The sequence below is a fragment of the Methylobacterium nonmethylotrophicum genome, assembly GCF_004745635.1.
Lineage (GTDB): Bacteria > Pseudomonadota > Alphaproteobacteria > Rhizobiales > Beijerinckiaceae > Methylobacterium > Methylobacterium nonmethylotrophicum.
The window spans coordinates 1-20,850 of record NZ_SRLB01000003.1; the positions used below are offsets into that span (position 1 = coordinate 1).

The following is a 20,850-nucleotide window of genomic DNA, read 5'->3' on the forward strand; positions in this document are numbered from 1 at the left end:
GTCAGGGCGTCCCCGTCGATATCTGAGAACGTGCCGGCCGGGATCGTGTAGCTCCAGCGCGTGTCCTCAGCCACAGACTGGTTCGTCAGCGCCTGAGCCACTACCGGCGCGTCGTTCACCGGCGTGACCGTCAGGGTGAAGCTGGAGGCGGCGCTGAGCGTCCCGTCGCTGGCGGTGACCCGCAGGGCCAGGCTGCCGTTGTAGTCCTGCGGTGGCGTGCCTGAGAACGTGCGCGTGGCTGCGTCGAAGTTCAGCCAGCTGGGAAGCAGGCTGCCGTTCTCCAGCGTTGCCGAGAGTGTCAGGGCGTCCCCGTCGATATCTGAGAACGTGCCGGCCGGGATCGTGTAGCTCCAGCGCGTGTCCTCGGCCACAGACTTGTTCGTCAGCGCCTGCGCTACTACCGGCGCGTCGTTGACAGCATTCACGTCTACGAAGAAAGATCCGGATGAAAATCCACTATCGTTGTCTGAAAGATAGTATGTTATCGTGTCTCGACCCGAATAGTTATGATTTGGAGTGTATATAATTTCTCCTTGTGCATATGTAATTGTGCCATTCAATGCGCTCGCGTAATAAAGACTGATCGCGTCCCCTTCTGCATCAGAGGCCAATGACGTGATGCTGTTAGTTGAAATAGATATAGATGAATTTTCCTTGAGACTGATCGACGCATAAGACCCCGGAACCGGAGCAGTATTTTTACGCATGTTGAAATAATCTAGAGCAGAATTTAACTGGCTATCATTTCCAAATTCATTTCTAATTCTTATTGATGATACATTAGAGAGCACAGACTTAATATCATCACTTGTGGCATTTATATTCTCTATGTCGTTGATTGTTGATGTCTGTTGCAATTTCCAAGCGCTTCTGACATCTAAATATATACTTTGATAGCTCCAGCCAGAATATTGATTAATATCAAAGACAATTGTCTTACCGTTAGCACCTGTTATGACAACATCGTCTGCCTGATCAGTGCCAGCCTCTGCCCATTGATGAAAGCTGATTTCTCCACCGTAGAATTGAGACTTGTTTCCGAGGTACGCAGAAGGCGCACTGAAATACTCGAATTGACCGTTTGAAGAAGGATAAGAAGATGCTGAGCTTTGGTAAATAGATCCGCTATATATGGGGTACGAGCTGTAATATGAGCCGTTCCAATAATAGTAATAGTCTACCTGAGCATTATACCAAGCAGTAGATCTAACTGATGTTGAATTACTATCATATATATACACAGACAGACCTGTCCATCCCTCGGTCGTGCTGTCGAAATTACTTGAAATATTGTATCCCATGGCGTCCTCCATAAGGCATAGCTTCACATGATGCAGGCCGTGTCTATTTTTTCTGATACGTATCTGCATCAATTACATAAGCAGCTATCCCTAGTGCAATCCGAGGTTAATGCGGCAACCATGACTGTATACGCTACTTTCAAGGGAGTCGAGCTCAATTTGACCAGCACAGAAGGCGGCGGAGTGGATGAGTGGCGTAATCAATACAGGGCGCCCAGACTGCCGGATACAGGCTCGCCTACTATCCGCCCGACCCCGGCCCCGGAAAGGATCCAGAGCCGGTGTCGGGTGAGTGCCCGGCGATCAGTGCCCACCAGGGCTGCTCGCAGTCTGCGGTATGGACCCCCGCGCGAGCCCACGTTCGCCCGCACGTCGCCCGAGGACGAAGCCGAGAGACCCGTGACCTGACCCGGGCCGTCGACCTTCACCGTGACCGACACCTCAGCCTTACCCTCGATCTGCGCCTTGACCTGGTCGGGCTTCACGTTCGCCTGGATCTGGTCAGGCTTCACCGTCGCCTCGATCGGGCCGGAGGCTGCGCCCGGCGCCCCGAAGCCCGAGCGCCCAGGCGGATCGCTCCACCCGGGACGCAAGCCGCAGAACTTTGTCGGCCGGCGAGGCGGCGCGACCGCCTCGACCATGGCGGGCTTGACCGGCGCCGGCAGGCGGTCGGCCGGGATCGCGGACGCAAGCGCGGCCCGCTCGCGGGTCAGGCGCTCGATCCGGGCGCGGGCATCGGCGATCGTCGCGGCGGACGGATGCGCCGGCGTGTCGGGCAGACCGCGCATGACGCTGTCAATCACCTGCTTCTCGCGGTCGATCCGTTCCTGAAGGGCGGCGCGGCGCCCTTCGGGGGTGAGCTGCTGCCGGCGGGCCTCCGCCAGCTCGCGGGCGACGCGGGCGGTGGGCGACTCCTTGCCGGCCAGCAGGTTCGGCACTTCGGGCTCATCTGGCCGAAGTTTGAGCCCCGCTTGCACTCTATGCCGCGCCTCACGCCTGGGCGGCTGCGGGCGCTCGCCCGGACGGCTGATGGACGGCCGGGCTTTAAGCCTAAGTCTCTGATCCGAAAGGGGTCCGGCGGCTATGGACGGCTGGACGGCTGTCTCCCCGGTTTTCTACCTCTGACTCTCTCTATCCCTACCCCTCTATATCTATGCCCAAACTGAACTAGCCGCCGGCGCATGGCTGGCGCATCCGCACCATCAGGACCACGAAGATTTCCACCATTCATCATTGGGGCCCCTGGAGGCCTGACATCGATCCCGCCGAGCTACGTGCCCGACTTCGATCCCTCAGAGGACTTGCACGGGTCCTACTCGGCAGCCGTGGCGAACAGCTCGCCGGCCACCTCCACCATGCCGAAACAGATCCATCGGCACTCGGTCCAGCCATGGTCGCGCTCGATCAGCTCGCACCGCTTGATCGACGGCGGTTGCTCGGCAGCTACGCCCCGCTGCTGGACTAACGAAAAGACTAGGGTTGAGACTCAATCAGCACCAGAACGCGATGACGGTGGCCAGTGCGAGAGCCGAGGCGAAGTTGCGAGCGAGCTTGTCGTAGCGGGTGGCGATGCGGCGGAAGTCCTTGAGGCGGCAGAACACCGCCTCGACCCGCCAGCGATCGCGATAGCGCCGCTTGTCGAGGCGGATCTTGCGCTTGCGGGCGCGAGTGCCGGGAATGATCACGCTGATGCCCTGCTCGCGCAGGTCCTGGCGCAGCCAGTCGGCATCGTAGCCCTTGTCGGCGATCAGCCGGCGCACCGGGCCGGGCGCCTTTTCCAGCACGGCGGGGGCGGTCTTGACGTCGCTGGCGTTGCCGGGGGTGAGGTGGATGACGCCTGGGCGGCCGATCACGTCGGTGAGGACGTGGATCTTGGTGGTCGGGCCCGCCCGCGAGGGGCCGATCGCCTGTTCGCGGGCCCCCCTTTCCGCCGTGGGCGGCGCGCTGGACTTTGACGTAGGTCGCGTCAAGGGCGGCGGCCTCGCCCGACCATCCGACCTTGGCCAGGGCTTCCAGCATGCCGGTCCAGAAGCGGCGGCGCGACCACCTGTTGAAGCGATTGTAGACGGTGGTGGGCGGACCGTACTCATTCGGACAGTCCTTCCAGCGGCAGCCGGATTTGATGACATGCAGGATGCCCGACAGGATGGTGCGGTCGTCCTTGCGATGAGCGCCGGGCTGATTGGTGGGCATGAACGGCGCGATCGCCTGCCATTGCTCGTCCGACAGCCAGAACAGCTCTGCCATAGGCCCCTCCATCAGGGAGACGCGTCGAATCACATTCCGCCCATCATTGCAATATCTTGAACAGGTTTAGACCCTAACCCTCGACAGGGATTGGACCTAACGAGTTTAGTCGATGCACAATGAGAGATATCGACCAATCCTAGTCGCTCTCTCAGATCAGTCAACCATAAACAGAAGCGAAAAGGGTGACGGGGGCGTTTTTTTATCAGAAGTCGGCCGGTGCTCGTCTACCAATGAATAATAGCTACCGAGCAAAAGCCGATTTCTACAGACTGCCCCCTCTGTTCTCACACGATCAAGGGCGATCCTTTCATATCGGCCCCGTTGGCAGACACCGACAAAAGCTAATTCGGCGAAGGTCCACACATACTTACCCAACGAGCTCCAGCAAGATCGCCGTTCGCACCGCCATGCGTTGCTGCTCCTGGGTGAAGCCGCGATCTGAGACGAAAACCCGAGCCCACGGGTTTGCATTCACGGCCGCAGCCACGTCGAGGCGCTTACCGCCGAATTCCAGCACGGCTAGCTTAGACGAATCGGCGAGGTAGGCTGATACCGCTCTGTCAATCCGCTCCCATGTGAGGAGCTTCGCCTTGTACGCCTCGCCGACGGTCATCGCTGGAATTCCCAAATCGGCACCATGCCCGGCATCTTCACCGGCTCGTGCCGGTAGGCCGTCCACTTCCCGAGCTTGATCCACTCGGCCGTGACCTCGTGCACGTCGACCGATAGCGGGATGAGGATCCCGCAGAAATCGCCGCGGATGGTGCCGGTCTTCGGCCCCACCCCGAACAGCCGCAGCGTGTCCCACCCCATCTCGTGAGCCTGGGCGCCCCAGCGGTCGACGAACGCGGTGCAGCGCTCAAGCGTCACGCGCCATTCCTCGGGGCGCAGGCCAGGACAGGGCGACACGCCGGGGGAGAGGCCGGCGAGGCCGCGGGACCAGGTGAGGACGGCGGGTGGGATGCTCATAGGGCGATCTATCCCGCTCCTGTGCGGCTGCCCAGCGCCTCCCCGGTACGGGATCCTATCTTGGTGCGGTCCGCAGCACGAGCCAGACCGCTGACCAGATCGTGCGCGTCGACCACTCTGACTGATACATTTTCAAACTTGCGCGTTCTAAGATCCCCACGCAATCAAGCTGGTAGCGCAGTGACGGACCCGTTCAAGCGTGACGTTCATTCGAGGTCAGTAATGCCTATCAGCCGACGAACAATTGTGTGCTCCGCATTCGGATGCTTGGCGGCGAAATCGACAGCTCTATCCCAGCAATCGAAGCTCTGGCGCATCGGGCACATCCTCCCCGGAAGCGGTGGCTCCCACCAGAAGCTCTCGGATGCAATGCGACAGTCACTCGACGAGATCGGCTTGCGGGAGCCCGATGTTTTTCTCATCACGCCCAACGTGGAACCGCGCCCGGACGCGATAGCAGATGCGATCAAACCCATGTTACCACAAATTGATCTTCTAATAACCTGGGGAACGGTCGCGACTGCAACGGCCAAGAAGGTTGCACCGCCATCTCTTCCAATCGTCTTCCTCTCGGTCGGAGATCCAGTGGTGATCGGACTGGCGGACAGCCTGTCTCGTCCCGGTGGGAACATGACAGGCGTCACGTTCGAAGCGGCCATGGAGACGTATGGGAAAAGACTGCAATTCCTGAAGGAGTTGAAGCCAGGCCTGTCACGCGTCGCCGTCCTCGGTGCCAGGAACGATCCCAACATCGTGCCGGCAATCTCCGCCTTGGATCGCTTGGCAAGCGAATACACGGTTACTTTGGACAAGTACCAGTTCGAGAAATCGGCCGATCTCCCCAATGCATTCGACCGGATGCGAGAGGCGAAAGACGACGCGCTCGTCGTCATATCCGGCTCTCTGACCTTCTCCCTCGGAAGGGAGATCGCTGAGTTCGCCAATCGTTATCGGTTTCCGTCGAGCGGCGGCTTCAAGGAGACCGTCGCGGCCGGAGGGTTGGTGAGCGTCGGGCCTGACCTGCCCGCCATGTCCCGGCAAGGCGCCGATTACGTCAGAAGGATCATGAGAGGCGCACTCCCCGGCGATCTCCCGATCCAGCAGCCGATCAAGTACGAGGTTGCCATCAATCTCAAGACGGCCGAGATGCTCGGAATGACTGTTCCGCCATCCATGCTCGTACGAGCCGACATTGTCATCGAGTAGGATCGTGCGCGGGCCCGAGTCGCTCTTTAGGTGTAGAATGATCCTGCGGCGGGCAGAGACTCGCTTGTCTTGGTGGGCCGTTCGGCCTTGATGCGTACGCGCAGCATCCCGGTCATTGCTTCCGCATAGCTCGCGTAGATCTCTCGCGGGACGAGCGGTAGACGGGTCGGGCTGGTGGCGGGAAGGCGAGCGGTAGAGCGCTGGTGCAGACTGGACATGCCCAGTCAACGAGCCACAGGAGCCATTTGTTGCAGCGCGATCGTCGCAGTGTGCGCTGCAACACAAGAGCCTAGCTGTTGAAGCCAGAAAGCCGGTTGGGAGCAGCCAGGGCGACGTTTACGCGCATCGCAGGCCAGCACCACTTGGAACCGTTCTAGCGCAGCCTCATTGGCCCGGCGTATCTTCCGTCTCATAACCACTTCAGCCCCGCCGGCAGCCGCCCAGCGGGGTTTTTCGTGTTCATTCATCACAGGTCATAGACGCTCTGACCTTGGCCGGGCTCCTATCTGCCCCGCGCCGTGGGGCGCACGCGGACCATCAATGACCTCCTTCAGCCCGCCCGGCACCTCCCCGCTGCGGCGGGCTTCTTCTTGCCCTCAGCGCCGGTCCGGCCACGGTATGTCCCGGCCGACGACACGGTAGCTCTCCGGCAGCGGCCCGGCCGACTGCATGCGCCATCCGAGCTAAGCGTTCAGGCGGGCGTAGTGCGCCTGGATGTCCATCATCACGGACACGTCGCGGGAGCCGCAGGCCGAGCAGCGCAGGCGCAGAGCCATGTCCGGGAACGGCAGCCAATCTGGGAAGCGATCGGTGCTGAAGACGACGTGGTGGTGGCAGCCGTGGCAGGTTGCGGCGGCCGTGGTCTCGCCCCGCGCGCGGCAGTCACCGACCGTAGGCGGCGCGATCTCTCGGCCCTTCTCGTCGTACGCCCGGCGCGGGTTGCGGCGTCTCATGCCCGGACAGCTAGGTCGGGGCAGTCGCACGGCGATTGCCGCTCTCGAGACTGAGCGCTGATTTCGAAAGCGAGCCGAGCCCGGGATCGGGGGATCGCGAGCCCGGCCCGCCGCCCGCCGGGGAGTGCGGGCCACCAGCAAGCGCACGCAGTCTAGCGCAGATCAGCCGAGCCGCCGCAAGGCCCTGGTAGAGGCCGATAGATTGCCCCTCGACTGCGACCATCGCCGAACCCCGCACGAGAACTTCCGAGGACTTCCGGGAGGGGCCAATTTCGGTTCCATAAACACGCTATGGCGACCTGTTCAGGGAAGCTCGTCAGCGGGACCTTCGCCGGCAGCCCGCTCGGAGTCGACGATCGCCTGAGCAATCCTGACCACAAGGTCTTGCTGGGCGTCATCACGCGCCCGATTGGAGGCGAGCCGGATCAGGCCGGCGTGCCAGGAGTCGGCCGGATTCAGGTCCTCCCACGCCGGGAAGCTCTCGACGCGACGGCGGGCGTGCTCGTGCAGTTCGCGGGCGACGAGGTCGAGGGGTTGGGGTCAGCGGGAGGGTGGGTCACCGACGCCTCCGATTATCGAGGCGCCGGGCTGCGCGCCACAACGCCACGATGGCTCCCACCGCGCATGCTAGCGCGAGCAATGCCGCCAGGAGGAGGAAGACCACCCGGCTCATCCGACCGGCGCCAGCAAGATCGCGGTCCGGACAGCCGCGTGTATGTCCGCTTCGGACGAGTGCTCCGCCGCCAAGATCCCCTGAGCGTGAGGGTCGGCTGCCATGATCGCGCAGACGTTGTTCGCGACGCCTTCCGCGAGCGGGCGAGGACTGGGCTTTGGATCGTTCAGGAAGTCCGTGACAGCTGCTTCGAGTTGCTCGTCGGTGATGCGCTTGAGGATGTAGAGGTCTTGGACGGTGTCGGTGTCGAGCATCATGTGTGTGATCAACAGGGGCTGGAAGGAACAGGCCAGACACCTACCGGCACGGTGGTGCGGATCTCGCGATCGACATGCTGGCGGGGGCTCCGGGACACCTGACGCACATCTCGATCACGCCGGGTAGTCGCGATGGCCGGGCTTGTGAACTTCTCAGGTCCGGCCGTGCACTATGGTGAGATCACTGCGCACCCGTAGCGCCCGACCCCATACCCATGATAGCCCCGATGATGCTTGAGAATGCAAGATTAGCAGCAAGCTTCTCGAACAGAGATTTGGCTTCTTGCTTCTCATCTGGTGAAGCTTGGCAGCTATCTATGGCTGTTATGACACGTCCAATCTCGATACTGCCAGTATTGTGCAGCGAATGACCACTTCCAATCTGGACTAAATTGGATCTGGATACTGAGATACGGCTGTCGTGTAGATTGATCGCAATCGGAGGCTGCGTATCACCTTCTACAACATCAACACCATATGCTGTAATCCTGCCACAACTATCGCCTGGAGTCATCATTGCGTGCCATTCAACCAAGCCTTTCTCGTTTAGTTGTCTGCCAATTCTTTCATGATCGTTTGCATTGAAGTCTGCGATATCGGATCAAGTCAGCCTATGGTATCCATCATCTCGACGCAGATCGTACAGCTTGCGGAGTATAACTCCCCGAAGTTCCGAATCTTTCATCATGTGGCATCCTACTACTCAGGACAGATTATAAATGGGCATGCATGTCCGTTCAATAACCGCGCCGACGTTTGTCGCAACGGGAATTGCTAGTTGCACCTGCTACCGGACAGACGGGTGCTCGGCCGGGTCTAGAAATTCAGAAAGGAGGGCGGGTTCAAACCGTCCCACCCTGCCGTCAACTAGGCGGCCCTACGGCGGCGCAAGGCCTCCTCGTAACTGCCAGGGTGAAGACGGCCGAACTTCACGTCTGCGATGCGGCCTTGGTTCACGTCGTAACTCGCCGCTATGCGTGAGTAGATTTCGCCATCAAGCAGGCGAGAGTGAACGTCCACTGCCTCTTCAAATGTGAGACGGTGCGAACGGTTACGCTTACACATACGCTACTCCATACACGTACGCCGATTCTGCAAGGCAGCATCGGTAAGCAGATGGTGTCTTTGGCATGTCTGATTGTAAAGTTGAGTCCCAAAATGAGACACGAATGGCTTGTGGATAAGCCGGTCAGAATCGCGTTTGCCGAGCCGCCTCAGGTGAAGCACCGTTCCTTGTGCCGGTGACAGTCAGATCGCTGGACGCCGTACCCACACTCATGCTCAAACTTGACCGTGCATGGGCCGGTTCAATGACACCAGACGCCTTCATATCAAAGTGGAAAGCCTCGACACTGAAGGAGCGCTCGGCGGCTCAGGAGCATTTCGTAGACCTTTGTCACCTTCTCGGCGAACCTACGCCAAGCAGCGATCCCACAGGCAGCACCTACTGTTTCGAGAGAGGCGCACTTAAGACGACAGGAGGCAAGGGATGGGCGGATGTCTGGAAACGCGGACACTTTGGCTGGGAGTACAAAGGGAAAGGTGCTGATCTTCAAGCTGCTTTTGCTCAGCTCCAAAAATACGTCATTGCCCTCGAGAATCCTCCGCTATTAGTGGTCTGCGACCTGGAGCGATTCCACATCCACACGAACTGGAACAACACGGTCAGCGAACGGCACGAAATGACGCTCGAGGACCTGCGAGATCCTGCTATCAGGCAGAAGCTCAAGGCCGTCCTGTCCGACCCGGAGAAGCTACGCCCGGGTCTCACCCGGCATGCGCTGACCGAGCATGCGGCCTCCGACTTCGCCCGGCTGGCGCAGCGTCTCCGCGATCGCGACCACACGCCGGAACAGGTCGCGCACTTCATCCAGCGGCTCGTCTTCTGCATGTTCGCTGAGGACGTAGACCTCCTGCCAGACCAGCTCTTCGCGCGCATGCTGATGCAGGCGAAGACCATGCCCGGCCAGTTCACCGCCATGGCATCGGAACTCTTCCGCGCGATGCGGTCGGGCGGAATGGCGGCTTGGCAGAGTGTCGACTGGTTCAACGGCGGCCTGTTCGACGATGATACAGTGTTGCCGCTCGACAGGGAGGACATCGAGCTTGTGGCGTCGGCCGCAGCGCTGGACTGGGCCGACATCGATCCAACGATCTTCGGTACACTTTTCGAGCGCGGCCTTGATCCAGGCAAGCGATCCCAGCTCGGTGCGCACTACACCGATCGAGCCAAGATCATGCTCATCATCGAGCCGGTCATCATCCGGCCCCTACTCGCCGAGTGGGAGGTCGTGAAGGCGAGCATCAGCGAGGCACTAGGCCGATCTAGGACAGCCAAGTCTGCCTCAGCTCGCACGAAGGCGCAGGATGCCGCAGTGGGCCGGTACAGGGTTTTCCTAACGCGCCTCAGGGGCTTCACCGTCTTAGATCCGGCCTGCGGGTCCGGCAACTTCCTCTACCTCGCCCTCCTGGCTCTGAAGGACCTTGAGCAGCAGGTGATGATCGAGGCCGAGACGCTCGATCCCGTCGTGCTGCCGCGAGAATTCCCGGCCATCGGCCCTGCGGCTGTGAAGGGAATCGAGATCAACGGTTTCGCCGCCGAGCTTGCTCGGATCACGGTTTGGATTGGCGAGATCCAATGGATGCGCCGGAACGGATGGGACGTCTCGCGCAACCCGATCCTCAAGCCCCTCGACACCATCGAGTGCCGGGATGCGCTCTTGAACACGGACGGGACTGAGGCGCAGTGGCCGAAGGCTGAAGTTATAGTCGGCAACCCGCCATTCCTCGGCGTGAAGAAGATGATCCGGGCGCTGGGGGAGGATTACACTGGCAAGATCCGGTCCGCGTATGCAGGTCGGGTGTCGCCCTCATCGGATCTGGTTTGCTGGTGGTTCGTGAAGGCCCGAGAAGCCATTCTCTCCGACCGTGCGCGGCGGGCCGGTCTCGTCGCCACCAACTCGGTACGGGGTGGTAAGAACCGCCTTGTGCTAGACGAGATCGTCCGTGATCTCGCCGTCCGAGATGCGTGGTCAGACGAAGAGTGGGTTAACGAGGGCGCTGCCGTAAGAGTGAGCCTCGTAAGCTTCGATCAAAAAGCTGCCGATGCCGGCGCCAGGCTCAACGGAACACCCGTCGAGCACATCAACGCTGATCTCACGTCCGCAGCGAGTGCGGTCGGGCTGGATTTGACCCGTGCAAAGCGCCTTAAGGAGAATGCCGGGGTCGGATTTGTCGGTATCCAGAAGACCGGCCCCTTCGACGTACCGGGAAGCCTCGCTCGGCAATGGCTGCTTGAGCCAGCGAACCCGAATGGGCGCAAGAACGCGGACCTACTTAAGCCATACCGGAACGGCCTCGACATCACCCGGCGCCCGCGTGACGTGTGGCTCTTGGACTTTGGCGTGGTAAGCGATGCAGATGCGCCGCTGTTCGAGAGTCCTTACGCCTACGCGGATCAGTTCATTCGTCCATTTCGACAGAGAAGCGCAATTTCCACCGCGCCATGGCTTCGCTTATGGCGTCCCCGACCCGAGATGCACGCCGCTGTCAAGGGACTTGTGCGGTTTATCGTGACCCCTGAGGTCTCCAAGTATCGGCTGTTTTCTTGGCTAGACGGCCGAATTGCTGCCGACAAGAACCTCACGGTGATCGCCAAAGACGACGATACGACATTCGGCATTTTGCATTCGCGCTTCCACGAAGCGTGGTCTCTTGGATTATGCACCTGGCTCGGAGCCGGCAACGATCCACGTTACACGCCCACTACGACGTTCGAGACCTTCCCGTTTCCACATGGCCTCACACCAGATCTTCCAGCCGCCACCTATGCGGTCGATCCTAGGGCGGTCCGTGTAGCTGCTGCTGCAAAACGACTCGACGAGCTCCGCCGCAACTGGCTCAACCCAGCGGACCTCGTGCGGGTCGAGCCGGAGGTCGTGCCGGGGTTTCCAGATCGGATCCTACCAGTGAATGCAGAGGCGGCAGCGGTCTTAAAGACCCGGACTCTGACGAACCTCTACAACTTGCGGCCGGAGTGGCTCGACAAGGCGCACCGGGAATTGAACACGGCCGTCGCGGCTGCCTACGACTGGCCGGAGGACATCACGACCGACGATGCGCTCGCGCGCCTCCTGGAGCTCAACCGCGAGCGCGCCGCGCAGCAGGGATCCGCTCCTGCGAGCGCCCCGGCAGACGATAAGGATCGCGACGTTGCCTGAGAGGCGAGCTCCCACATCGCGTAGGTTAGGGGTATTCATACGAACATCAGGATTGGAGCTGACGGGCAATGGCGGATATCACGAGACGGAGAACAGGTCAGTTCCTCCGCAGACTGTTCGAATTGCTCATGACCGACCCCGCCGGAATCAAAGCATCTGCCGTAATACCTGAGGTAGCAAAATCATTCGAACTCACCGAGTTTGAAAAGGGAAACTACGCGTCTGGTGCGCAACGCTTCGAAAAGATCTTGCGCTTCTCAACCATCGGGCCCGTAAAGGCTGGCTGGCTTCAGAAAGAGAAAGGCGTTTGGACCGTAACCGATTCGGGCCAGAAAGCTTATATTCAATTCGTAGACTCCGAAGCTTTCTACAAAGAAGCGTGTCGCCTATATGATCAATGGAAGCAGAGACGTGATGCCGTCTCTACAGATCAGGCAGAAAATCTTGACGGGGTTGTATCCGAGGACAGCGTTGACAGCTTAAGCGTCGTCCTTGAGGCAGCACAAGATCAAGCCTGGACTCAGATCGAGCAATTTCTTAAGGCAACAGACCCGTTCGAATTCCAAGATATCGTCGCTGACCTCCTGCGCGGAATGAAATATTTTGTTTCTTGGGTATCTCCCCCGGGAAGAGATGGTGGCGTAGACATCATCGCCTACACCGATCCACTCGGAGCGACAGGGCCACGCATCAAAGTACAAGTCAAACGATGGCAGAACAAAGTTGATGTCGACGGGGTAAGATCTTTCATTGCAACAATTAGTAACGGTGATATGGGAATCTTTGTCTGCTTGGCTGGGTTCACGAAAGATGCGTCAGACTACGCGCGCAATCAAGAGCGCTGCAGAATCACCCTACTTACTGCCGAGCAGCTGGTTGCGTTGTGGATAGAGAACTATGGCAACCTGAGTGATACAGCGCGCCAGAAACTTCCTCTTACCCCAGTTTACTTCCTTGCACCGAAGGCTTAACACGTAACAACATCGTGAATATTGAGAGATCGCCCCAATTCGGCCTCTGAATGGGCTGTCAGGTACGGTCTATGCTGACTTTCTAACCGCAGCTTTTGCGGCAAATCCAGAAATCTAAGCCTGCTCGACGCGCTCGGGCGACCAGCGCGTCCGGTGGGATTTGCCCCGACCTGGGGCAAATTCGAAATTCGCTGCAATTCCAATGCGTTACGCTCGATGGTCACGCGGATGCTGTCAGGTCGCGCATCGCCTCAGCGTTGGGGTACGAGAGAACATCGCGATTCGGAGCGCCTGCTCCTCGTTGAGCCAGTACTCCTCGGCCGGATGCCCGCCGGAGGACTTTACCCCAACCTGGGGTAAAGTCGAAATCGGCTGCAAAGTCAATAGGTTACGCTGGATGAGCCTGAGCGGGGCGCCCGACCTGCCCATTATTATACTCGATCCGCGGCAGAGGCGAAATTCTCTGCAATTCCAACTCGTTGAGGTGAGCGTTTACGCTGTCGCTCCCGTGGGCGGGTCTAGGCTGGCTATTGGGATCGCCCTGACTTGGGGCATATCGGAAATCGGCTGGAACTCCAACCGGTTGTCCTGCTCTAAGTCCGCATTCGCATCACACCTACGAAGGTGGCCGGAGTTTGCCTCGATCCTGGGCAAAGTCAAAATACCCAGCAATTTCGGTATCTTGCCTCCGGTGGCATGCGTGATGCGCCAGTGTTGGATTCGCTCATTGCGCGGCGAGGGAGACGGTCGGGATAGGTTCAGATCCCTCCCATCCACAATCGCCCGTACGACGCCCGCCAGCGCCCTATTTGCATGATGGATAAGGGGGAACCCTACCAGCATTGTGAATCGCGGCGGGCGGGCTTGTGAGCGGCTTATAGGCCCCTACCAACCTCGCAGCTGGCTCGCCCACCAGCTGCGATCAAGTTCTACCTGCTTTTCTATCGTTGCTCGGGAACAGGGATTTTCGCGATTGCTTCCGCAAGGGTTTTGACTCCGATGTGGCGATACACCGATGCCGCCTTTCCGTCTTTATGCCCCTGTAGAGCATCTGCGACCGAATCAGCGATACCAACTCTGGAGGCCACAGATTTGAACCAATGCCGTGTCGCATGTGAGGGAGATTTGCGCGGATCCGTGAAGCCGTTGCTACGAATCCAGCTTCCAAGCCGCCCGTATATGTGGGTTGATTTATGTCGTCTATTATCTCCGCCTCGCGAAGGCCTATCGTAGAACAGAGGTTTATTCCCCCTCCCCTTTGCAAAATCCAGAAAGCCGGCTTCAATCAGAGCTGGATGAATTGGCACAATGCGCTCAGCCGAGGGCTTGAGAGTTCCACCATCTTCGGTCTCTTCGATAGATATTACATTTATGCCGTCAATTGTTCGGATATGCGACCCCCACAACTGGCAAATCTCTCCCACTCGAGCGCCGGTTAGAACGATCAGCCAGGGGACCCACCTTCGATATGAGACTGACTCTCGCATTGCGAGATCCAACAGCTTAGCAATTTCCGCATCTTCATACGGCAACTTGCTGTCACCGGCGCGGCTGCTTCCGCTGATTTTGACTCCTTTTGCTGGATTTTCGGTGTGGAGTGAGTTCGCGACTGCGAAATTGTACAGAGTTTTGACACATGAAAGGTAGGAAGCACTTATCGTCTTTGACTTCAGGCCGCGGGCTACCAGCCAATCTTTCCAAGCTATGATGTCTTTCTTCGTTACGCGAGCGATGTTGTCATGCTCAAGAAATTCAATTAGGCGGTCGATATTACCCCGCCATGTTGCCCGAGTTGATGGCCGAGGATCAGTTTCTCTAACCCAACGATCGAATAATTCATTAAAGGATACGCTCGTCGGTGCGGTTGTAGGCCTTTTCTTAGTATCACCGGGGTCAATTTTAGGGAACCGGGCTTCAGCCGGATCTTCAGACCAGTCAAATTGAGATGCACGTTTCATCCGCCACGATGCGTTGAGGATCGCAACTCCGACACGACTCAAGAGCGCAGCACGGGAATCTTGATCGATCTCTAAACCTTTTAATCCAAGCACCCAATCAACATAAGCACCGAATCTTTGATCGAGAGCCGAAGTGTGAACGCCAGCGGGCAGTGCATCGATTGCTTCGGTCATTGTTCCGCCGAACAGCTCACGCGCGATTTCCACCTCGTCGACGGGATCAAAGTCGCGCGCCAACCTCGGCGCTGTTGCGACGCGGCCTTCGACGGCTGCGCGGGTGTAGGCTTTGACCGCGGCCCACCCATCGGGCGTTCCGGGATTCTCGAGGAATCGACGCTTGATGTCATCGTAGACAAGGCCAGCCAGGTACTCGATTCGCATCGGCGTCAACGAGGCAGGACCACTGCGGGCCGCTGCGTACGTCTGATCAAGGTGCGCTTGGATGGTTGCGCAACGGGCGTGGCTCAGTGCCGGATCGCGCGTGTGGACTGACACTCTGGCGAGGGTACCCAGTCGGAAATGGACAAGCTTGGGATCGCCACCGGCGGGCGCCGGCAGCTCGATCCAAACTTCTCGCCCCTTCAGCTTCTCGACAACGTCGGTAGGGACCCGCTTCTCGTAACGGTGCGGCGATTCGCCGCGGATGACGGGTTTTGCCATGTATCTCGCCATGCACCGTGTCTCATGGTTTTGTATCACAGTTTCGGCCGATTTGATCAACAATCTCAACGACTCAGGCACTTAGCCGGGATTTCCGTCCAGCACCTCGAAGGCGAGTTCCGGCCCGGCGAACAGGGCGGCGACGCCCCAGTCGCGGACCCATTGCCACCCGGCCACCGCCCCCGCCTGCACGGTGTGACGCTGGGTCCGGGGCGGGCGCAGGCCGGCCTGGCCGCGCGGATCCCCCCACCAGTCCCGCTCCGGCCGCAGGCCGTAGCCCAGCGTGCCGAGGGTCACGAAACCGTCCCGGTCGGTGCCCCCGGGCGCGACCTTGGCGCCGGCGCTGACGAAGGACGAGCGTCCGGCATCGAGGCTGCCGAACAGCACGGCCCGGACCTCCCGGCGCGCCTCCTCCCGCTCGTCGGCGAGAGACGCGTTCGGGCAGGCGAGGCTGGCCGCCGCGCAGAGCAGGGCCGGGCGGACCGGAGCGAAGGGCACGGCAGCATGGCTATCTTTGCGTCAACGAAAATATCTTTTTCAAAATCTCCTACGTCAAGATATCGAGAAAATCTCGCCACAAGCGATCCGCCGCGTGCGGATATGGGTCGGATCACGGTTTCCGTGCAGCGCGCGCCCACGCGAAAGCATTCGCCGCGCCTGCACGCCGAGCCGCCATCGTCATGGCAAGACGGCGGGACGCATGATCCTTGTCAGCACTCGCGTCAGGAGGCTGCTATTGCCTGAAAAATCAACGCCGTAGCTGCGATTTGCGCTTGAGCTTCACGATTGGTTAACCCCATCATCGGACGCTTGGCCGGCAAAGCGCTACGCACCCGAGAAGGATCATCCAGACCGCGAGGAGGTTCCATGGTCTCGAAGGAGTTCATGCGTCAGATCGAGGGATACGGCCTGACGACGGCCCACATCCTCTACCGCATCCCCGACCATCCCGGCGTGCTGCAGACCTATGTCTGGCAGGATTACGACCTCGCCCCCCGCTTCCCCGTGCTCACCGGCTTCCTGGATTTCTGGAAGCGCGAGCTCGAAGGACCGTTGCACTCCGTGCGGGTCGCCCATTCGCAGTTGATCAAGCCGGCGGAGTTCCGCGCCGTGAACGGGGTGCTGACGCTGCATTGAGATCGCGGCCGCGGCGTTTTTCCGTCGCACTCTGCCCTACGATTGCCCGCTTGACCGTGTGAGACGCCCGCACGGCCGCGCTCCGCGCGCGGCGCTCACCTCGGTGAACCATGCACAGGCGCTTCCTCTCCGCGGCCGGGCCGCTTCGACAGCGGCTCGGACCCCTCCTGGCGGCCGGCCCGGTTCGCCCGGACCGCGGGCCGACCGCACATGCCCGCGGGTTGGCCCGGGCGGCGGAGTGGGCTAGAGGGGCCCGGGCGACCCCGGCGCGGGGCGCCGCGACCCCGCACGGGAGTGCCGTCCCCCCGCCCGGGGGTGCCGGGACTTCGCCCGGGGGCGCCTCCCCGGCACCGGACGGCCAGAGCCCCGTGACTCATTTCGCCCGAACCTCCGAGGTCCTGACCGTCCTCGCCGCCCAGGAGAGCGAGAGGCTGACCGTCGGCGACATCGTGTCGGTGCTGCGCGACCGAGCCTTCGCGCTCCTCGTCGTGCTGCTCGGCCTGCCCAACTGCCTGCCGATGCCGCCGCCGATCCCGCTGATCTGCGGCCTGCTCCTCGCCCTGGTGGCGGCCCAGATCGCCTTCGGCATGTCGGCGCCCTGGCTGCCCCGGGCGCTGCTCGGCCGCTCGATCGCCCGCGCCGACCTGCAGCGGGCGGTCACCCGCGCGGTGCCGCTGCTGCGCCGGCTCGAGCGCTGGTCGCGGCCGCGGCTGCGGGTGTTCGAGAACGACATCGGCATGCGCGCCATGGGTGTCCTGATTCTCGCGCTCTCCCTGGTGCTGATCGTCGCCGCGCCCCTCGTCGGCCAGATTCCCCTCGGTCTCGCGGTGACGCTGGTCGGTCTCGGCCTCGTCGAGCGCGACGGCATCGTGGTGGCGGTCGGCCTCGGCGTCGGCGCGCTGGGCGTGCTGCTCAACCTCGGCTTCGTCTACGCGGTGTTCACCGCCGTGATGGGGCTTCTCAATCTCGGGGCCGCCGCCGCCGGGGCGTGAGCGGTCTTCCGCAGCGGAGCGGCGCGATGAGCCTCTCGATCGATCTCCCGCTGATCCTCTCGGCGGCCTTCGTCGCGAGCGCCAGCCCGGGTCCGGCGACGCTGGCGATCGCCGATGCCGCGATGCAGGCCGGGCGCCGGACCGGCCTGGCGCTCGCCCTCGGCGTCGTGACCGGATCGCTGACCTGGTCGATCGCTGCGGCGCTCGGGCTCGCGGCCATCATGGCCGCGAGCGCCTGGACCCTGGAGGTGCTGCGCTACCTCGGCGGCGCCTACCTTTTGTGGCTGGCCTGCCGGTCGGCGCGCAGCGCGATGCGGGGGCCGGCGGCCGTGGCACGCACCGCCGCCGAGCGCTCGGCCTTTCGGGCCTACGCCAAGGGGCTCGCCCTGCACCTGACCAACCCGAAGGCGATCCTGTTCTTCGGCTCGCTCTACAGCTTGGGCCTCTCGTCGCGGGCCGCGCCGGCGGAGATCGCGCTGGTGATCGCCGCCATCGGGCTCCAGAGCACCCTGATCTTCACCGGCTACGCGCTGCTGTTCTCGAACGGCCGGCTGGCGCGCGGCTATGTGCGCCTGCGCCGCTGGTTCGAAGGCGCCTTCGCGCTGCTCTTCGCTGGGGCGGGCCTGAGGGTCCTCACCGCGCGGCTGCCGACCTGAGCGGCCCTACGACAGGCCCGCCAGCGCCGCCGGCGTATCGACGTCGATCAGCACACCCGCCTCATCGACAGGCAGCTCCAGCACGTCGTCGCGCCGCGCCAGCAGCGGGCCGGCGCCGCGGTCGCCGGCGAGCGTCGCGAGGCCTTCGGCAAGAAGACGGCGGTTGAGCAGCACCGGGTTGCCGCGCTGCCCGTCCCGCACCGGCACCACCGCGGACGGGGCGACGGCCGCCGACCGGAAGGCGTCGGCGAGGTGCACCAGCAGGCCGGGACCGACCCGCGGCATGTCGCCGAGGAGCACCAGGGCCGCCGCGACGTCGTCCGGCAGGGCCGCGAGCCCGCTGCGGAGCGAGGTCGACAGCCCCTCGGCGTAATCGGGATTCTCGACGAGCGTCAGGGGCAGGCCGAAGAGCGCCGCGCGCACCTCCGCACCGGCATGGCCCAGCACCACGACGACCGGCCCGAGACCGGCCGCCACAGCGGACTCGGCGGCGTGGCGCACGAGCGGCTTGCCGTCGAGGCGACTCAGGAGCTTCGGGCTCGCGCCGAAGCGGGTGCCGCGGCCGGCGGCGAGCAGCACCGTGCCGACCGGCTCAGGCATCGTCGGCGCTCTCGCCGCCGTCCCGCGGCTGGGGCCGCGACACGATCTCCATCAGGAGCCCGCCGACCCCGAAGCCGACGATGTCGTCGCGGCCGACCGTCAGGCCGGCCAGGAGCCGCTGCAGCACCCAGTCGAATCCGTTCTCCTTCGGCGAGCGGGCGCAGCCTGGGGCACCGATCACCGGCGCCTCGCCCAACCGGCCCAGCAGCAGCAGGTTGCCGGGATCGACCGGCATGCCGAGATGGTCGACGATGCCGCCGGCGGCCTCGATCCCGGCCGGGATCACGTCGCGCCGGTCGGCGATGGCCGAGGCGCCGAACACCACCGCGAGTTCCGCGCGATCACGCGCGACCGCGTCGCGCAACGCGCCCGCCACCGCCCCGGCCTCGTGCGGCACCCGGGCCTCGGCGACGATCCGCGCGCCGGCAGGCGCCAGCCGGGTTTCGAGCGTCCGAAGGGTCTTGTCGACCACGCTCGCCTTCAAGCCCGGCAGGAGGGTCGAGATCGCCGCGACGCGCGTCAGCCGGTAAGGCGCGACCCGGATCGCCGGCGCGGCCGCCGCGAGGGCCCGGTCGAGCACGGCGCCCGGCACGGCGTAGGGAATGATCTTGACGGTTCCCACCATCTCGCCGGGCACCACCGGCTTGAACGGGACCAGGGTCGCGAGCGTCACCGCCTCGTCGATGCGGTTGACGGCAGCAATCGCGGCCTCGTCGAGGACGAGGAGTCCGCCTTGCGCCGCGTGCAGGTTGGACCGGCCGGTGAAGGGCGGCTCGACGGTCACGCCCTGCCCCGCCACCGCGGCGGCGAGCCTTTCCGCCGCCTCGTCCTCGCCGACGTCGCCCGGTTCGAGGGCGACCGCCACCACCTCGGCGATGCCGGCGGCGTCGAGGCGCGCGGCATCCTCGGCGCCGATCACCCGGCCCTTCTTCACCACCGCCTCGCCGGCGCGCACCGAGTGGGCGGCGATCAGCCCGACGGACTCCGAAACGGGGACCGGCCCGAACCTCATGCGGGCGCCCGGCGCCGGTCCTGGCGCAACGCGGCGATCACCTGCGCCAGCACCGAGACGGCGATCTCGGCCGGGCTGACGGCGCCGATGTCGAGGCCGATCGGCGCGGCGATGCGCCCGATCTGCTGCTCGCTCAGGCCCGCCGCGGTCAGGCGCTCGACGCGCCGGCCGTGGGTCTTTCGCGATCCGAGCGCCCCGACATAGAAGCACTCGGCCTTGAGCGCCGCGACGAGGGCGGGGTCGTCGATCTTCGGGTCGTGGGTCAGGGCCGCGACAGCGGTGTAGCGGTCGAGGGGCGGCAGCTGCGCCAGGGCGTCCTCGGGCCAGAGCGGCAGCAGGGCCACAGCGGGGAAGCGCTCCGGCGTCGCGAAGGCGGTGCGCGGATCGATGATGGTGACGTCGAGGTCGGTCGCCTGCGCCATCGGCGCGAGGGCCTGGCTGATATGGACGGCGCCGATCACCACGAGGCGCGGCGGCGGCACCTGCACGGTGAGGAACAGCGACTGCCCCTCCACCTCGACGACCCCGCTCTTGCCGGAGCGGAACCGCGCCGACAGCTCGGACGCCAGCGGATCGGTGTCAGCCTCGGCCTCGCGCACCAGGCGCTGGCTGCCGTCGGCCGTGTCGGTGACCAGGATGACGGCGCGGCGGGCGGCGCGCTCCCGGTTCATCTCCCGCAGGATGTCGAGCTTCACGCGACCGGCTCGACCAGCACGCGGATGCGCCCGCCGCAGGACAGGCCGACCCGCCAGGCGGTCTCGTCGGCGACGCCGAATTCGAGCACCCGGGGTTGGCCGTCCTCGATCACGTCGGCGGCCTCGGCGATGACCGCGCCCTCGACGCAGCCGCCCGAGACCGAGCCGAGGAAGTTCCCCTCCTCGTCGATGATGAGGTGGCTGCCGACCGGGCGCGGGGCCGAGCCCCAGGTCTCGATCACGGTGGCGAGCGCCACGCCGCGGCCCGCTTCGCGCCAGGCCTCGGCGGTGGCGAGGATGTCGGTGTCTGTCGACAGCATGGGACGGGATCTCCGGGGCG

21 protein-coding genes are annotated in these 20,850 nt (G+C 62.8%); 6 read left to right on the forward strand and 15 right to left on the reverse strand.

Annotated elements, in window-relative coordinates; all coding sequences use genetic code 11:
• The 5 genes from EU555_RS04740 to EU555_RS04760 all read right to left on the reverse strand — a co-directional run.
• On the reverse strand, nucleotides 1–1,313 hold a 1,313-nt coding region (locus EU555_RS04740; protein WP_167858437.1), incomplete at its 3' end, for a tandem-95 repeat protein.
• 188 nt (nucleotides 1,314–1,501) lie between these two features.
• Nucleotides 1,502–2,239: a hypothetical protein gene (locus EU555_RS04745; RefSeq protein ID WP_135413513.1), complete on the reverse strand. Its 738-nt coding sequence runs from the start codon at nucleotides 2,237–2,239 to the stop codon at nucleotides 1,502–1,504.
• Nucleotides 2,240–2,791: 552 nt separating this feature from the next.
• Nucleotides 2,792–3,548, reverse strand: a protein-coding gene (locus EU555_RS04750) for an IS5 family transposase (protein WP_135413515.1) whose coding sequence is annotated in 2 segments (ribosomal slippage) — nucleotides 2,792–3,218 and nucleotides 3,217–3,548 — 759 coding nt in all. Because the reading frame shifts where the segments join, the coding sequence is not laid out codon by codon here.
• Between the two features lie 370 nt (nucleotides 3,549–3,918).
• Nucleotides 3,919–4,164, reverse strand: a complete 246-nt coding sequence (locus tag EU555_RS04755) for a hypothetical protein (protein WP_135413517.1) — start codon at nucleotides 4,162–4,164, stop codon at nucleotides 3,919–3,921.
• Nucleotides 4,161–4,520, reverse strand: a complete 360-nt coding sequence (locus EU555_RS04760; RefSeq protein ID WP_135413519.1) for a hypothetical protein — start codon at nucleotides 4,518–4,520, stop codon at nucleotides 4,161–4,163. Before EU555_RS04760 ends, EU555_RS04755 begins: the two co-directional genes overlap by 4 nt.
• Before the next feature lie 267 nt (nucleotides 4,521–4,787).
• On the opposite strand from EU555_RS04760, the gene EU555_RS04765 reads away from it, so the two are divergent.
• Nucleotides 4,788–5,726, forward strand: a complete 939-nt coding sequence (locus EU555_RS04765) for an ABC transporter substrate-binding protein (protein ID WP_281041270.1) — start codon at nucleotides 4,788–4,790, stop codon at nucleotides 5,724–5,726.
• Between the two features lie 683 nt (nucleotides 5,727–6,409).
• Here the strand turns inward: EU555_RS04765 and EU555_RS04775 are convergent.
• The 3 genes from EU555_RS04775 to EU555_RS04785 form a co-directional block, all read right to left on the reverse strand.
• Nucleotides 6,410–6,679: a hypothetical protein gene (locus EU555_RS04775; protein ID WP_245524145.1), complete on the reverse strand. Its 270-nt coding sequence runs from the start codon at nucleotides 6,677–6,679 to the stop codon at nucleotides 6,410–6,412.
• Between the two features lie 669 nt (nucleotides 6,680–7,348).
• Nucleotides 7,349–7,609 carry a hypothetical protein gene (locus EU555_RS04780; protein ID WP_342636463.1) on the reverse strand — a complete coding sequence of 87 codons (261 nt, stop codon included), beginning with the start codon at nucleotides 7,607–7,609 and terminating at the stop codon, nucleotides 7,349–7,351.
• A 181-nt stretch (nucleotides 7,610–7,790) separates the two neighbouring features.
• Complete coding sequence (locus tag EU555_RS04785; protein ID WP_135413525.1) at nucleotides 7,791–8,144, reverse strand: hypothetical protein; 354 nt, start codon at nucleotides 8,142–8,144, stop codon at nucleotides 7,791–7,793.
• 742 nt (nucleotides 8,145–8,886) lie between these two features.
• Between EU555_RS04785 and EU555_RS04795 the strand changes: the two genes are divergently transcribed.
• Both EU555_RS04795 and EU555_RS04800 read left to right on the forward strand, forming a co-directional pair.
• The gene (locus EU555_RS04795; protein WP_205820775.1) at nucleotides 8,887–11,829 is read left to right on the forward strand and encodes a class I SAM-dependent DNA methyltransferase; all 2,943 of its coding nucleotides are present in this window, start codon (nucleotides 8,887–8,889) and stop codon (nucleotides 11,827–11,829) included.
• Between the two features lie 128 nt (nucleotides 11,830–11,957).
• On the forward strand, nucleotides 11,958–12,800 hold the full coding sequence (locus tag EU555_RS04800) for a restriction endonuclease (protein ID WP_245524146.1): 843 nt from the start codon (nucleotides 11,958–11,960) through the stop codon (nucleotides 12,798–12,800).
• 941 nt (nucleotides 12,801–13,741) lie between these two features.
• Here the strand turns inward: EU555_RS04800 and EU555_RS04805 are convergent.
• The 3 genes from EU555_RS04805 to EU555_RS36025 form a co-directional block, all read right to left on the reverse strand.
• Nucleotides 13,742–15,430: a tyrosine-type recombinase/integrase gene (locus EU555_RS04805; protein WP_135413531.1), complete on the reverse strand. Its 1,689-nt coding sequence runs from the start codon at nucleotides 15,428–15,430 to the stop codon at nucleotides 13,742–13,744.
• Between the two features lie 69 nt (nucleotides 15,431–15,499).
• Nucleotides 15,500–15,916 carry a cellulose biosynthesis protein BcsS gene (gene bcsS / locus EU555_RS04810; RefSeq protein ID WP_135413533.1) on the reverse strand — a complete coding sequence of 139 codons (417 nt, stop codon included), beginning with the start codon at nucleotides 15,914–15,916 and terminating at the stop codon, nucleotides 15,500–15,502.
• 224 nt (nucleotides 15,917–16,140) lie between these two features.
• The gene (locus EU555_RS36025) at nucleotides 16,141–16,305 is read right to left on the reverse strand and encodes a hypothetical protein (protein WP_167858436.1); all 165 of its coding nucleotides are present in this window, start codon (nucleotides 16,303–16,305) and stop codon (nucleotides 16,141–16,143) included.
• Between EU555_RS36025 and EU555_RS04815 the strand changes: the two genes are divergently transcribed.
• The 3 genes from EU555_RS04815 to EU555_RS04825 all read left to right on the forward strand — a co-directional run bounded on the left by EU555_RS04815 (nucleotide 16,286) and on the right by EU555_RS04825 (nucleotide 18,203).
• Nucleotides 16,286–16,555 carry an usg protein gene (locus EU555_RS04815; protein ID WP_135413535.1) on the forward strand — a complete coding sequence of 90 codons (270 nt, stop codon included), beginning with the start codon at nucleotides 16,286–16,288 and terminating at the stop codon, nucleotides 16,553–16,555. The two genes, EU555_RS36025 and EU555_RS04815, sit on opposite strands and share 20 nt — an antisense overlap.
• Nucleotides 16,556–16,923: 368 nt before the next feature.
• The gene (locus tag EU555_RS04820; RefSeq protein WP_135413537.1) at nucleotides 16,924–17,547 is read left to right on the forward strand and encodes an exopolysaccharide biosynthesis protein; all 624 of its coding nucleotides are present in this window, start codon (nucleotides 16,924–16,926) and stop codon (nucleotides 17,545–17,547) included.
• 26 nt (nucleotides 17,548–17,573) lie between these two features.
• Nucleotides 17,574–18,203 carry a LysE family translocator gene (locus tag EU555_RS04825; protein ID WP_135413539.1) on the forward strand — a complete coding sequence of 210 codons (630 nt, stop codon included), beginning with the start codon at nucleotides 17,574–17,576 and terminating at the stop codon, nucleotides 18,201–18,203.
• Between the two features lie 6 nt (nucleotides 18,204–18,209).
• Here EU555_RS04825 and EU555_RS04830 read toward each other — a convergent pair whose 3' ends face one another.
• From EU555_RS04830 to EU555_RS04845, 4 genes are read right to left on the reverse strand one after another with little or no spacing between them, the layout of a single operon-like run.
• On the reverse strand, nucleotides 18,210–18,803 hold the full coding sequence (locus EU555_RS04830) for a nucleotidyltransferase family protein (protein ID WP_135413541.1): 594 nt from the start codon (nucleotides 18,801–18,803) through the stop codon (nucleotides 18,210–18,212).
• Nucleotides 18,796–19,815: a molybdopterin-binding protein gene (locus EU555_RS04835; protein WP_135413543.1), complete on the reverse strand. Its 1,020-nt coding sequence runs from the start codon at nucleotides 19,813–19,815 to the stop codon at nucleotides 18,796–18,798. The genes EU555_RS04830 and EU555_RS04835 overlap by 8 nt, the downstream gene beginning before the upstream one ends.
• Entirely contained in the window at nucleotides 19,812–20,510 is a 699-nt protein-coding gene (locus EU555_RS04840) for an XdhC family protein (protein WP_135413544.1), read from the reverse strand. Before EU555_RS04840 ends, EU555_RS04835 begins: the two co-directional genes overlap by 4 nt.
• A complete protein-coding gene (locus tag EU555_RS04845) occupies nucleotides 20,507–20,830 on the reverse strand; it encodes an XdhC family protein (RefSeq protein WP_099900934.1) in 324 nt (107 codons plus the stop codon). Before EU555_RS04845 ends, EU555_RS04840 begins: the two co-directional genes overlap by 4 nt.
• Between the last annotated feature and the right edge of the window lie 20 nt (nucleotides 20,831–20,850).

What these genes read in the sequence shown, in the direction of transcription:
- EU555_RS04805 (WP_135413531.1), bottom strand. Translation starts at nt 15,430, where the DNA reads ATGGCGAGATACATGGCAAAACCCGTCATCCGCGGCGAATCGCCGCAC.
- EU555_RS04760 (WP_135413519.1), bottom strand. Translation starts at nt 4,520, where the DNA reads ATGAGCATCCCACCCGCCGTCCTCACCTGGTCCCGCGGCCTCGCCGGC.
- EU555_RS04815 (WP_135413535.1), top strand. Translation starts at nt 16,286, where the DNA reads ATGGTCTCGAAGGAGTTCATGCGTCAGATCGAGGGATACGGCCTGACG.
- EU555_RS04755 (WP_135413517.1), bottom strand. Translation starts at nt 4,164, where the DNA reads ATGACCGTCGGCGAGGCGTACAAGGCGAAGCTCCTCACATGGGAGCGG.
- EU555_RS04835 (WP_135413543.1), bottom strand. Translation starts at nt 19,815, where the DNA reads ATGAGGTTCGGGCCGGTCCCCGTTTCGGAGTCCGTCGGGCTGATCGCC.
- EU555_RS04795 (WP_205820775.1), top strand. Translation starts at nt 8,887, where the DNA reads ATGCTCAAACTTGACCGTGCATGGGCCGGTTCAATGACACCAGACGCC.
- EU555_RS04800 (WP_245524146.1), top strand. Translation starts at nt 11,958, where the DNA reads ATGACCGACCCCGCCGGAATCAAAGCATCTGCCGTAATACCTGAGGTA.
- EU555_RS04830 (WP_135413541.1), bottom strand. Translation starts at nt 18,803, where the DNA reads ATGCCTGAGCCGGTCGGCACGGTGCTGCTCGCCGCCGGCCGCGGCACC.
- EU555_RS04825 (WP_135413539.1), top strand. Translation starts at nt 17,574, where the DNA reads ATGAGCCTCTCGATCGATCTCCCGCTGATCCTCTCGGCGGCCTTCGTC.
- EU555_RS36025 (WP_167858436.1), bottom strand. Translation starts at nt 16,305, where the DNA reads ATGAACTCCTTCGAGACCATGGAACCTCCTCGCGGTCTGGATGATCCT.
- EU555_RS04780 (WP_342636463.1), bottom strand. Translation starts at nt 7,609, where the DNA reads ATGATGCTCGACACCGACACCGTCCAAGACCTCTACATCCTCAAGCGC.
- EU555_RS04845 (WP_099900934.1), bottom strand. Translation starts at nt 20,830, where the DNA reads ATGCTGTCGACAGACACCGACATCCTCGCCACCGCCGAGGCCTGGCGC.
- EU555_RS04775 (WP_245524145.1), bottom strand. Translation starts at nt 6,679, where the DNA reads ATGAGACGCCGCAACCCGCGCCGGGCGTACGACGAGAAGGGCCGAGAG.